Annotated in this window: 4 protein-coding genes, 1 tRNA gene and 1 rRNA gene; 5 read left to right on the forward strand and 1 reads right to left on the reverse strand. The window is 69.3% G+C overall.

The window, feature by feature from the left end; all coding sequences use genetic code 11:
- Positions 1 to 87, forward strand: a 5S ribosomal RNA gene (gene rrf / locus ACIBJC_RS36710); the annotation flags it as partial.
- A gap of 142 nt (positions 88 to 229) precedes the next feature.
- Positions 230 to 302, forward strand: a tRNA-Thr gene (locus ACIBJC_RS36715).
- A 62-nt stretch (positions 303 to 364) separates the two neighbouring features.
- On the opposite strand, the gene ACIBJC_RS36720 is transcribed toward ACIBJC_RS36715, so the two are convergent.
- The gene (locus ACIBJC_RS36720) at positions 365 to 2989 is read right to left on the reverse strand and encodes a SpoIIE family protein phosphatase (protein ID WP_399300472.1); all 2625 of its coding nucleotides are present in this window, start codon (positions 2987 to 2989) and stop codon (positions 365 to 367) included.
- 424 nt (positions 2990 to 3413) lie between these two features.
- Between ACIBJC_RS36720 and ACIBJC_RS36725 the strand changes: the two genes are divergently transcribed.
- The 3 genes from ACIBJC_RS36725 to ACIBJC_RS36735 all read left to right on the forward strand — a co-directional run bounded on the left by ACIBJC_RS36725 (position 3414) and on the right by ACIBJC_RS36735 (position 12853).
- Positions 3414 to 8948, forward strand: coding sequence for a HAMP domain-containing protein (locus ACIBJC_RS36725; protein WP_399300476.1), 5535 nt, complete (start codon positions 3414 to 3416; stop codon positions 8946 to 8948).
- A 277-nt stretch (positions 8949 to 9225) separates the two neighbouring features.
- Positions 9226 to 9894, forward strand: a complete 669-nt coding sequence (locus tag ACIBJC_RS36730) for a response regulator (RefSeq protein ID WP_329822575.1) — start codon at positions 9226 to 9228, stop codon at positions 9892 to 9894.
- Positions 9895 to 10006: 112 nt separating this feature from the next.
- On the forward strand, positions 10007 to 12853 hold the full coding sequence (locus ACIBJC_RS36735) for a DNA translocase FtsK (protein WP_399300479.1): 2847 nt from the start codon (positions 10007 to 10009) through the stop codon (positions 12851 to 12853).
- Positions 12854 to 12956: the final 103 nt, after the last annotated feature.

The raw sequence follows: 12956 nt of genomic DNA on the forward strand, positions 1-12956 counted from the left end.
GGTTACATTCCGAACCCGGAAGCTAAGCCTCACAGCGCCGATGGTACTGCAGGGGGGACCCTGTGGGAGAGTAGGACGCCGCCGAACAATTATTGTGGGAATGCCCCGCACCTCTGGTGCGGGGCATTTCTGCGTTCCGGGACCGTTCCGTCTGGACGAGGACGCTTCCGGTCGCTTCCGGATGGTCTTGCGCACCTCTGATCATCGGGTATGCTTTATCTCGTTGCTCGCCCCAATAGCTCAGTCGGTAGAGCGTCTCCATGGTAAGGAGAAGGTCTACGGTTCGATTCCGTATTGGGGCTCAGGTAAAGGAAAGGCCCCCGCCATTAGGCGGGGGCCTTTTTGCTGAGCCGGTGCGCGGCTCCTAGGTGGTGTGTGGCTCCGGGACGCGCATCGCGAGGATGGCCATGTCGTCCGAGGCCGGCTCGGCAGCGAAGCGTTCCACCGCACGCAGGACGCGCGCGGCGACCGCGCCGGCCGTGAGGCCCGTACACGTCGTGAGGACGTCGGCGAGGCCGTCGTCGCCCAGCATGCGCGTTCCCTCTCTGCGCTCCGTGACGCCGTCGGTGACGCAGAGCAGGACATCTCCCGGGTCCAGGGTGACCATCTGCTCGTACAGCTCCAGGTCCTCCATGACCCCGAGCAACGGCTGCGGTTCCGCCGCCGGTTCGACCGTGCCGTCCTGACGCAGGCGCAGCGGCAGGGGGTGGCCGGCGCAGACGACCTTGAGGACCGCGCTGCCGTCCTCCTGCGGCCACAGCTCGCCGTAGAGCAGCGTCAGGAACCGGCTGCGGGCACCCTCGTCGAGGATCGCCGCGTTCAGCCGCTCCAGCACCGCGGGGCCGCCGAAGCCCTCGCGGGCCAGCAGGCGCAGGGCGTGGCGGGCCAGGCCGGTCACGGCCGCCGCCTCCGGGCCCGTACCGCAGACGTCGCCGATGGCGAAGCCGTAGGCGCCGTCCCGGATGGGGAACAGGTCGTAGAAGTCGCCACCGACCTCGTTGCCCTCGCCCGCCGCGCGGTAGATGACCTCCACCTCGACGCCGGGGATCTGAGGGAGCCCCGGTGGCAGCAGGCTGCGCTGGAGGGCCTGGCTGATGGCCATGCGCTCCGAGTAGAGGCGCGCGTTGTCCAGTGCCAGGGCCGCCCGGCGGGAGAGGTCCTCGGCCAGTTCCAGGATCTCCTGGCGGAAGTGGTCGTCCGAGGGCTTGCCCAGCGTCAGCATGCCGATGACGCGGTTACGGGCCACGAGCGGCAGGACGACGGTCTCGCCGCCCACAGCCGCCGCCGTCGCCAGTGTCGTGCCGATCCCCAGGGAGAGCGGCGGGCTGTTTCTGCCCATGTCGCGCATGGAGGTGCGCAGCGCCGCCTCGTGGGCGGCTTCCGCCGGGGCGGACCAGATACGGGCACCCGGGGTGGGTACCGGGTCCGGTGGGGCAATCTTGGAGAGCAGGGCCTTGAGGTCGTCGATGCGGTCCTCGTCCTCGTGGAGCACGTACGAGAGGTACGGGTCGGAGGCCTGGTCGGCGATCGTGTAGACGGCGCACCAGGTGGCGAGCGTGGGAACGGTCATCTGGGCCATCAGCGCCAGCGTCTGGTCCCGGTCCAGCGTGCCCGCGAGCAGGTCCGACGCCTCGACGAGGAAGGAGAGCGAGCCGCGGCGCAGGCGTTCCAGCTCGCCCAGACGGGCCGATTCGACGGCCAGGGCGATCCGGTCCGCGGCGAACTGGAGGCGCAGCGCCTCCTCGTTGGTGTAGCGCCCGGCGCCCTCCGCGGCGACGCCCAGGGAGCCGGTGAGCCGGCCCTCGACCTTGAGCGGGACCGTGACGACGGAGCGCATCCCCGTGCCGTTGAGGAGCGGGACGGCGCCCGGGACGGCTGTGAGGTCCTCGTGGACGGCCGGCATCCGCGCCGAGCCGAAGCGCCCCGCACCGGCCTCCACCGGGACACGGGCGAAGCGCTGGCGGGCGGAGGGGAGGCCGGTGGAGGCCCGTACCTCCAACTCCGTCTCGTCGTCCGTGGCGAGGAGGAGGAAGGCCGAGTCGCCGTCGAGCATGTCGCGGGCGCGCTCCACCGTGCGCTGGAGGAGTCCGTCGAGGTCGTCGGGTGCGGGGGAGCCGATGAACACCTCGAAGGGGTCCACGATGCGGCTCTCGGCACCCGCTTCGGTCGCAGGGGCGCGCAGCGGCGTCTGGATCACGGCGCGTTCGTGGTCGCGTACGAGAAGGCAGACCGTGGACGGCTCGCCGTGGGTGTCGCGGACGCGGAGGTGGGAGGCGTAGACGGGGACGACGCGGCCGTCGGCGGCCCGGATGCCGTAACTGCCCTCCCAGCGCGAGAGTTGGAGCGCTTCGACGATGCCCGTGCCGATGCCCGGCGTGTGGGGCCAGGCGGCGATGTCCGTGAGGGGTTTGCCGATGACCTGCTCGTCCGCGTATCCGAAGATGTGCTCGGCGTCCTCGTTCCAGTTGGTGACGGCGCCCGTGCGGTCGATCTGGATGACGGCGACCCGTACCCGCTCGTCGGCCACCGGCAGCAGCTCGGTGGGCAGGACGGGTCCCGCGGAGCGGGTACCCACGGGACGCTGCGGCAGTTCGAGCTGGAACCACACCTGTTTGAAGGTGGGTGAGTACTCGACGCCCCAGCGCGACGCGAGGGCCGCGCAGAGCAGCAGTCCCCTGCCGTTCTCCTGGTCCGCGTTGGCGAAGGCGCGCGAGCTGCCCTGGATGGGGACCTCGCGCTCGGGATAGCGGTCGGCGACCTCGACACGGACGCCCTGCTCCGTACGGAGGCACAGGACATCGGCGGACGTGCCGGCATGGATGACGGCGTTGGTGACCAGCTCGCTGGTGAGAACGACCGCGTCGTCCACGACATCCGCATAACCCCACCCCTGGAGCGTGTCGCGGACAAAGGCACGGGCGGTCGCGACGGACCGCCCTACCGGATCGAAGGTGGCAGCCGCACGCGCGGTGATCACAGCACTCCCCATTGGTGTTTCGTCTCTCCCCAGAGTCCTGTGCCCGTTTCTTGTCGCTTCGATTCGCTTGCCAGGCTAGACGGTCGTCCTGTGCCCCGTGTGACGGAGTCCCGACTCGGTGAAGCTGCTATGGTCCGGCGGCCACGTCTGCCCCCTCGGTGTGGGGGCGGTGGCGGAGGCCGTCCGGTGGGATTCGTGGCCGTAAGGACTTCACGTGACCTTAAGGACTTCGAGTGACCTTGAGGGCGGCTGCGTTACAAGGGCGGTCCTGCCCTTGTAGGCTTCAACGATTTGACGCTCGCGCCGTAACGCCCCAAGGGTTGGTCGCGGCGGTGAGCCGCAGTGAAACACTGGGCAGGCTTTCGGGGACAGCTCGGGCAGTACGGTCAACCCCTGCGGGAGGGACACGGTGGAGTCTGGCACGGCGGCGCGTGGCATGAGCACGCGCGCGAAAGGCGGACGGACCCGCGGCAACGGGACCATCGAGGTGGACGCGGCGGAGCTGAACAGACTGCTGACGGCCTTGGTGTCGATGCGGGACGGCAACTTCCGTAAACGCCTGACGGTCTCCGGGGACGATGTGATGACGGAGATCGCCGCCGTCTTCAACGAGGTCGCCGACCGCAACATCCACCTCACCGGGGAGCTGGCCCGAGTGCGCCGCATGGTCGGGCGCGAGGGGAAGCTCACGGAGCGGCTGGAGACCGGGGCCTGTGAGGGCTCCTGGGCCGCCGCGATCGACGCGTCGAACGCGCTGGTGGACGATCTGGCCCGGCCCGTCTCCGAGGTCGGCCGGGTGCTCTCCGCGGTCGCCGAGGGCGACTTGGAACAGCGCATGGATCTGCGCTCCCACTCCGTGGAGGGGGCGGAGCGTCCGCTGCGGGGCGAGTTCCTGAAGGTGGCCCGTACCGTCAACAACCTGGTCGACCAGCTCTCGGCGTTCACCGACGAGGTGACGCGCGTGGCGCTGGAGGTCGGTACCGAGGGCAAGCTCGGCGGTCAGGCCAAGGTGCGCGGCATGTCGGGTTCCTGGAAGGACCTGACGGACTCCGTCAACACCATGGCGTACCGGCTCACCGCCCAGGTGCGGGACATCGCGCTGGTCACCACGGCGGTCGCCAAGGGCGATCTCTCGCGCAAGGTGACGGTCCATGTGGCCGGCGAGATGCTTCAGCTCAAGAACACCGTCAACACGATGGTGGACCAGCTCTCGTCGTTCTCCTCCGAGGTCACGCGGGTGGCCCGGGAGGTCGGTACGGAGGGGGAGCTGGGCGGTCAGGCGACCGTGCCCGGGGTGGCCGGGGTGTGGAAGGACCTCACCGATTCGGTGAACACGATGGCCGGGAACCTGACCAACCAGGTGCGGGGCATCGCCGAGGTCACCACCGCCGTCGCCAGCGGGGACCTCTCCCAGAAGGTCACGGTGAGCGCGCGCGGCGAGGTGGCCCAGCTCGCCGAGACGATCAACCAGATGACCGAGACGCTCCGTACCTTCGCGGACGAGGTGACCCGGGTGGCGAGCGAGGTCGGCGCCGAGGGGCTGCTGGGCGGCCAGGCGCAGGTGCCGGGCGCGGCGGGTACGTGGAAGGACCTGACGGACTCCGTCAACACGGTGTTCCGCAACCTGACCACCCAGGTGAGGGACATCGCGCAGGTGACGACGGCGGTCGCGAACGGCGATCTGTCCCAGAAGGTCACCGTGGATGTCGCTGGCGAGATGCTGGAGTTGAAGAACACCGTCAACACGATGGTGGGGCAGTTGAAGTCGTTCGGCTCCGAGGTGACACGCGTCGCCCGGGAGGTCGGCGTCGAGGGGCGGCTCGGAGGCCAGGCCGAGGTGCCCGGCGCGGCGGGTACATGGAAGGACCTCACCGACTCCGTCAACACGGCGTTCCGTAACCTCACCGGTCAGGTGAGGGACATCGCGCAGGTGACGACCGCGGTCGCCAATGGGGACCTGACGCAGAAGGTCACGGTCGACGTGGCCGGCGAGATGCTGGAGTTGAAGAACACCGTCAACACGATGGTGGCGCAGCTCTCCTCGTTCGCCGATCAGGTCACGGTGATGGCCCGCGACGTGGGTACGGAGGGCCGCCTCGGCGGACAGGCGCGGGTGGACGGCGTCAGCGGTACGTGGAAGGAGCTGACCGACTCCGTCAACTCCATGGCCGGGAATCTGACCGATCAGGTACGGCAGATCGCCCAGGTGACCACGGCGGTGGCGCGCGGTGATCTGTCGCAGAAGATCGATGTGGACGCCCGGGGCGAGATCCTGGAGCTGAAGAACACGATCAACACGATGGTCGACCAGCTCTCCGCCTTCGCCGACCAGGTGACCAGGGTCGCGCGTGAGGTGGGTACGGACGGACGGCTGGGCGGTCAGGCGCAGGTGCCCGGCGTGGCCGGCGTCTGGCGGGACCTGACGGACTCCGTGAACGGCATGGCGGGGAACCTGACGGCGCAGGTCCGCAACATCGCGGGCGTCGCCACGGCGGTGGCGCGCGGTGACCTGTCGCAGAAGATCGACGTGGACGCGCGCGGCGAGATCCTGGAGCTGAAGAACACCCTCAACACGATGGTGGACCAGCTCTCCAACTTCGCCGAGCAGGTGACGCGGGTGGCCCGCGAGGTGGGTACGGAAGGGATCCTGGGCGGTCAGGCCGAGGTCCAGGGGGTGTCCGGTACGTGGAAGGACCTCACCCAGTCCGTCAACTTCATGGCGAACAACCTCACTTCCCAGGTGCGCAACATCGCCGAGGTGACCACCGCAGTCGCCAAGGGCGATCTGTCGAAGAAGATCACGGTCGACGCGCGGGGCGAGATCCTCGATCTGGTGACGACGGTCAACACGATGGTCGACCAGCTCCTGAACTTCGCCGACGAGGTGACGCGCGTCGCCCGTGAGGTGGGTACGGAGGGCATCCTCGGCGGTCAGGCCCGGGTCCGTGGCGTCACCGGGATCTGGAAGGACCTCAGCGACAACGTCAACACCATGGCCAACAACCTGACCAGTCAGGTGCGGAACATCTCGCGGGTCTCCTCGGCGGTCGCCAACGGCGATCTGACCAAGAAGGTGACGGTGGAGGCGCGTGGCGAGGTCGCGGAGCTGGCCGACACCGTCAACACGATGGTGACGACGCTGTCGTCCTTCGCCGACGAGGTCACGCGCGTGGCGCGCGAGGTGGGCACCGAGGGCGAACTGGGCGGTCAGGCGCGGGTTCCCGGTGTCTCCGGCACCTGGAAGGACCTCACCGAGTCGGTGAACTCGATGGCGTCCAACCTGACGGGCCAGGTGCGTCAGATCGCCACGGTCACCACCGCCATCGCGAGGGGCGATCTCACCAAGAAGATCGACATCGACGCGCGCGGTGAGATCCAGGAACTGAAGAACACCATCAACACCATGGTCGACCAGCTCTCCTCCTTCGCACAGGAGGTGACGCGGGTGGCCCGTGAGGTGGGGACGGACGGTCAGCTCGGCGGTCAGGCGCGGGTACGGGACGTCGACGGCACCTGGCGTGACCTGACGGAGTCGGTCAACGAGATGGCCGGCAATCTGACCCGCCAGGTGCGGGCGATCGCCGCCGTCGCCACCGCGGTGACCCGCGGCGATCTGAACCTCAAGATCGATGTGGACGCGGCGGGCGAGATCCAGGTCCTCCAGGACAACATCAATACGATGATCGCCAACCTGCGGGACACCACCCTCGCCAACGAGGAACAGGACTGGCTGAAGGGCAACCTCGCCCGGATCTCCGGGCTGATGCAGGGCCGCCGCGATCTGGAGGACGTGGCGTCGCTCATCATGAGCGAGCTGACGCCGGTCGTCTCGGCGCAGCACGGCGCGTTCTTCCTGGCGATGCAGACCGGTACGGTGCCGCAGCTCGGCACGGACGTGGGCCGCGACGGTTCGTACGAACTGTGCATGCGCGGCAGTTACGGCTACTCGGCGGGCTCCATGCCCACCGCGTTCCGCCCGGGCGAGACCCTGATCGGGACGGCGGCGGAGGAGAAGCGCACCATCCAGGTCAATGTGCCGCCGGGGTACCTGAAGATCTCGTCCGGGCTCGGGGAGGCGTCCCCGGCGCATGTGATCGTGCTGCCGGTGCTCTTCGAGGGGAAGGTGCTCGGGGTGATCGAGCTGGCGTCGTTCCAGCCGTTCACGCAGATCCAGCGGGACTTCCTCAACCAGATCGCCGAGATGATCGCGACGAGCGTCAACACGATCAGCGTCAACTCGAAGACCGAGGTGCTGCTGAAGCAGTCGCAGGAGCTGACCGAACAGCTCAGGGAGCGCTCGGCGGAGCTGGAGAACCGGCAGAAGGCCCTTCAGGAGTCCAACGCGGAGCTGGAGGACAAGGCCGAGCTGCTGGCGCAGCAGAACCGCGACATCGAGGTGAAGAACACCGAGATCGAGGAGGCGCGGCAGGTGCTGGAGGAGCGGGCCGAGCAGCTCGCCGTCTCCATGCGCTACAAGTCGGAGTTCCTGGCGAACATGTCGCACGAGCTGCGTACGCCGCTCAACTCGCTGCTGATCCTCGCCAAACTGCTCGCGGACAACGCGGAGTCCAACCTCTCGCCGAAGCAGGTGGAGTTCGCCGAGACGATCCACGGGGCGGGCTCCGACCTGCTCCAGCTCATCAACGACATCCTCGACCTGTCGAAGGTCGAGGCGGGCAAGATGGACGTGAGTCCGACCCGTATCGCGCTGGTGCAGCTCGTCGACTACGTGGAGGCTACGTTCCGGCCGCTGACCGCGGAGAAGGGGCTCGACTTCTCCGTACGGGTGTCGCCGGAGCTGCCCGCGACGCTGCACACCGACGAGCAGCGGCTGCTGCAGGTGCTGCGCAACCTGCTGTCGAACGCGGTGAAGTTCACCGACGGCGGCGCGGTGGAACTGGTGATCCGGCCGGCGGGCTCCGACGTGCCGAACGCCATCAGGGAGCAGTTGCTGGAGGCCGGTTCGCTGCGCGAGGTGGAGGGCGATCTGATCGCCTTCTCAGTGACGGACACGGGGATCGGGATCGCGTCGAGCAAGATGCGGGTGATCTTCGAGGCGTTCAAGCAGGCGGACGGCACGACGAGCAGGAAGTACGGCGGTACGGGGCTCGGGCTCTCCATCAGCCGGGAGATCGCGCGGCTGCTGGGCGGTGAGATCCACGCGGCGAGCGAGCCGGGCCGTGGCTCGACCTTCACGCTGTATCTGCCGCTCCACCCGAGCGAACTGCCTCCCCAGGGCTATCCGCAGCTCACGCCCGCGGGCATGCAGCAACTGCCGCCGCTGGCGAACGACGGTACGGGGGAGTCGCTGGGGCAGGCGCGGCTGGAGGCGTCGACGCCAGCGGAGCTGCCCGGCCCCGCGGCGCTGTTCCGGCGCCGCCGCAAGAACGCGGGCGCGCCGGAGGGCGGTTCGCCGCAGCGCGGGGAGACCACGGGCGCCGCGAGTGGGCCCTCAGGGGCCTCTGGAGGGGCGCCTGCGAGGACCGGCGGGGTCGGCGGACCGTCGGGGCGGCGGGAGTTCTGGGGGGCGGGTGCGGCCTCCACAGGCCGTCAGGAGGCTTCCGAGGCTCCGGCGGAGAGCCCTACGTTCTCCTTCTCCGGCGAGAAGGTGCTCATCGTCGACGACGACATCCGCAATGTCTTCGCCTTGACGAGCGTGCTGGAGCAGCACGGTCTGTCGGTCCTGTACGCGGAGAACGGCCGTGAGGGCATCGAAGTGCTGGAGCAGCACGACGACGTGACGATCGTTCTGATGGACATCATGATGCCGGAGATGGACGGTTACGCGACGACGACGGCGATCCGCAGGATGCCGCAGTTCGCCGGTCTGCCCATCATCGCCCTCACGGCGAAGGCCATGAAGGGCGACCGGGAGAAGGCCATCGACTCCGGAGCTTCCGACTATGTCACCAAGCCGGTCGAACCCGATCACTTGCTGTCCGTGATGGAGCAGTGGATGCGCGAGGAGTGAGCGAGGAGCGAATGAATCGGTACGGTGTGCTGACCGGCTGTCTTCGGGGGCGTGTGAGCCGCTGATATTCGGGGAACCTTCTGGTCTCCCGCCGCGTTTCTGCTTCGAGCGCAGTGACATCACGGTGACAGGGTGTGGCGACGGGCGGGGTGCGGCTACCATGACCGGCACAAGGACGGACGGCGTAAGGGAGTCGTCCCCTGGGACGGCGCCCGGTGCATCTCCCGGGTCCGTGAGCAGGGGGCGCCCCATGCCGGGGCGAGGAGGGCGGGCGGCCATGGTGCAGAAGGCCAAGATCCTCCTGGTCGATGACAGGCCGGAGAATCTGCTGGCGTTGGAGGCGATTCTCTCCGCGCTCGATCAGACGCTGGTACGGGCATCGTCAGGGGAGGAAGCGCTCAAAGCGCTGTTGACGGACGACTTCGCGGTCATTCTGCTGGATGTCCAGATGCCGGGGATGGACGGGTTCGAGACCGCTGCCCACATCAAGCGGCGTGAGCGGACCCGCGACATTCCGATCATCTTTCTCACGGCCATCAACCATGGCCCGCACCACACCTTCCGCGGTTACGCGGCGGGCGCGGTGGATTACATCTCGAAGCCGTTCGACCCGTGGGTGCTCCGCGCCAAGGTCTCGGTCTTCGTCGAGCTGTACATGAAGAACTGCCAGCTCAAGGAGCAGGCCGAACTGCTCAGACTGCAGCTCGCCGGAGCGGGCGAGGCGCGTGAGCCCGCCGGGCTGCTGGCCGAACTCTCCGCGCGGCTCGCGGCAGTTGAGGAGCAGGCCGAAGCCCTCTCCAAGCAGCTCGACGACGACGCGGCCGACGCCTCGGCCGTGGCGACCGCCGCGCACCTGGAGCGCAAACTCACCGGGCTGCGGCGGGCGCTCGACGCGCTGGAGCCGGGCACGGGGAGCGGCTCAGCCTCACTCCCGTCGCAGAACTGACGTTCCTCGCCGCCGAAGCCGGTCCATTTTCCTGCGGAGTTGTGGGCGACACGAACGGGTGAAGCGGAAGGCACACGTGTCCCCGGCCGTTCACACCGGTAACCTCACCACCATGGCCTCACGTACGTCCGGCAAGGGTTCCCAGGGCACGGCGGGCGCCGCGAAGCCGCGGGCCGGCCGTACGACCGGTGCCGCGAAAGCGGCGCCCGCCAAGAAGACGGCGGCGAAGAAGACCGCCCCCGCGAAGAAAGCACCGGTCAAGAAGGCCCCCGCCAAGAAGGCGGCGGCCAGGCCGGCGCCCAAGCCCGCCCCGAACCCCACCGGGGGCGTGTTCTGGGTCGTCCGCACCGTCTGGCTCGGCGCCGCGCACGGCGTCGGAGCGATGCTCCGCGGCATAGGACGCGGCGCGAAGGGGCTCGACCCCGCCCACCGCAAGGACGGCGTCGCCCTGCTCCTGCTCGGCCTGGCCCTGGTCGTCGCGGCCGGCACCTGGTCCAATCTGCACGGTCCCGTCGGCGACCTGGTCGAGATGCTGATCACCGGTGCCTTCGGCCGGCTCGATCTCCTCGTACCGATACTGCTCGGGGCCATCGCCGTACGGCTGATCCTCTACCCCGAGAAGCCCGAGGCCAACGGCCGGATCGTCATCGGGCTCTCCGCCCTCGTCATCGGCGTGCTCGGACTCGTCCACATCGCCTGCGGCTCCCCCGCGCGCAGCGACGGCACGGAGGCGATGCACGACGCGGGCGGCCTGATCGGCTGGGCCTCCGCCACCCCGCTGATCTTCACCACGGGCGAGGTCCTGGCCGTCCCGCTGCTCCTGCTGGTGACCGTTTTCGGGCTGCTGGTGGTCACCGCCACCCCCGTCAACGCGATCCCGCGGCGCCTGCGGCTGCTCGGCGTCAAGCTGGGCATCGTCGAACCGCCCTACGAGGCGGAGCACTTCGACAGCGAGTACGACGGGTATCACGGCGACGACGAGCGGTACGACGAGCAGTGGCGCGAGGCGCTGCCCTCCGGCCGGCGGCGCTCCGCCGGGCGCCGGGGCGCGGCGGGGGAGTACGACCCCGACCAGGCCGAGGCGGAGGCGCTCTCCAAGCGGCGCAGGCCGCGCCGGTCCTCCGCGCTCCCGGCCGCGGACCGGGGGATGGACGCCGTGGACGTGGCCGCCGCCGCGGCGGCGGCGCTGGACGGCGCCGTACTCAACGGGATGCCGCCCTCGCCGATCGTCGCCGACCTCACGCAGGGCGTCTCCGTGGACCGCAAGCGGCGCCCCGGGGAGCGCGCGGACGAACCCGAACGGCCCGCGACCCGTCCCGGGGAGCGCGCGGACGCCGCGGAGGAGAGCCCCGCGGCCGTACCGGCGGCGCGCGAGGCCGGGAGGCGGACGCCGGGCGTCGCGGCCGTCGCCGATCTGACCAAGCCCGCGCCCGAGCTGGACAGGCCGCTGCCACCGCGCGCCGAGCAGCTCCAGCTCCGCGGGGACATCACGTACGCGCTGCCCTCGCTGGACCTGCTGGAGCGCGGCGGCCCCGGCAAGACGCGCAGCGCCGCCAACGACGCCGTCGTCGCCTCGCTCAGCAATGTCTTCCAGGAGTTCAAGGTCGACGCGGCCGTCACCGGCTTCACCCGCGGCCCGACGGTCACGCGGTACGAGGTGGAGCTGGGCCCGGCCGTGAAGGTCGAGCGGATCACCGCGCTCACCAAGAACATCGCGTACGCCGTGGCCAGCCCCGATGTACGGATCATCTCGCCGATCCCCGGCAAGTCCGCCGTCGGCATCGAGATCCCGAACACCGACCGCGAGATGGTCAACCTCGGCGACGTCCTGCGCCTCGCGGCCGCCGCCGAGGACGACCATCCGATGCTCGTCGCGCTCGGCAAGGACGTCGAGGGCGGCTACGAGATGGCCAACCTCGCGAAGATGCCGCACCTGCTCGTCGCGGGCGCCACCGGCTCCGGCAAGTCGTCCTGCATCAACTGTCTGATCACCTCGGTGATGGTGCGGGCGACCCCGGAGGACGTGCGGATGGTCCTCGTCGACCCCAAGCGGGTCGAGCTGACCGCGTACGAGGGAATTCCGCACCTGATCACACCGATCATCACCAACCCCAAGCGGGCCGCCGAGGCGCTCCAGTGGGTCGTACGCGAGATGGACCTGCGCTACGACGACCTCGCCGCCTACGGGTTCCGGCACATCGACGACTTCAACAAGGCGGTGCGCGCGGGAACGGTCAAGGTGCCGGAAGGCAGCGAGCGCGAGCTGTCGCCGTATCCGTATCTGCTGGTCATCGTGGACGAGCTGGCGGACCTGATGATGGTCGCGCCGCGTGACGTCGAGGACGCCATCGTCCGGATCACCCAGCTCGCCCGTGCCGCCGGCATCCACCTCGTGCTCGCCACCCAGCGGCCCTCGGTCGACGTCGTCACCGGGCTGATCAAGGCGAACGTACCGTCGCGGCTCGCCTTCGCGACCTCCTCGCTGGCCGACAGCCGGGTCATCCTCGACCAGCCGGGCGCCGAGAAGCTGATCGGCAAGGGTGACGGCCTCTTCCTCCCGATGGGGGCGAACAAGCCGACCCGTATGCAGGGCGCCTTCGTCACCGAGGAGGAGATCCAGGCCGTCGTCCAGCACTGCAAGGACCAGATGGCCCCCGTCTTCCGGGACGACGTCGTGGTCGGGACGCAGAAGAAGAAGGACATCGACGAGGACATCGGTGACGATCTCGACCTGCTCTGCCAGGCGGTCGAACTGGTCGTCTCCACCCAGTTCGGCTCGACCTCGATGCTCCAGCGCAAGCTGCGCGTCGGCTTCGCCAAGGCCGGCCGGCTGATGGACCTGATGGAGTCGCGGAACATCGTCGGACCGAGCGAGGGCTCCAAGGCCCGCGACGTCCTGGTCAAGGCGGACGAACTGGACGGGGTCCTCGCCATCATCCGCGGGGAGTCGGCCCCGTAGGGCCCGCGGGACCGCCCGGTTCCCGTACGACGAGCACACCGGTTGGTCCGGACGCGCGGGAACTCACCCGGACGCGCCCGGACCCGCCGGGATTTCAATCTGA

This window comes from Streptomyces sp. NPDC050509 (assembly GCF_044457965.1).
GTDB lineage: Bacteria > Actinomycetota > Actinomycetes > Streptomycetales > Streptomycetaceae > Streptomyces.

Excerpts from the sequence above, each read along its gene's own strand:
- ACIBJC_RS36725 (WP_399300476.1), top strand. The coding sequence starts at position 3,414 with ATGAGCACGCGCGCGAAAGGCGGACGGACCCGCGGCAACGGGACCATC.
- ACIBJC_RS36720 (WP_399300472.1), bottom strand. The coding sequence starts at position 2,989 with ATGGGGAGTGCTGTGATCACCGCGCGTGCGGCTGCCACCTTCGATCCG.
- ACIBJC_RS36735 (WP_399300479.1), top strand. The coding sequence starts at position 10,007 with ATGGCCTCACGTACGTCCGGCAAGGGTTCCCAGGGCACGGCGGGCGCC.
- ACIBJC_RS36730 (WP_329822575.1), top strand. The coding sequence starts at position 9,226 with ATGGTGCAGAAGGCCAAGATCCTCCTGGTCGATGACAGGCCGGAGAAT.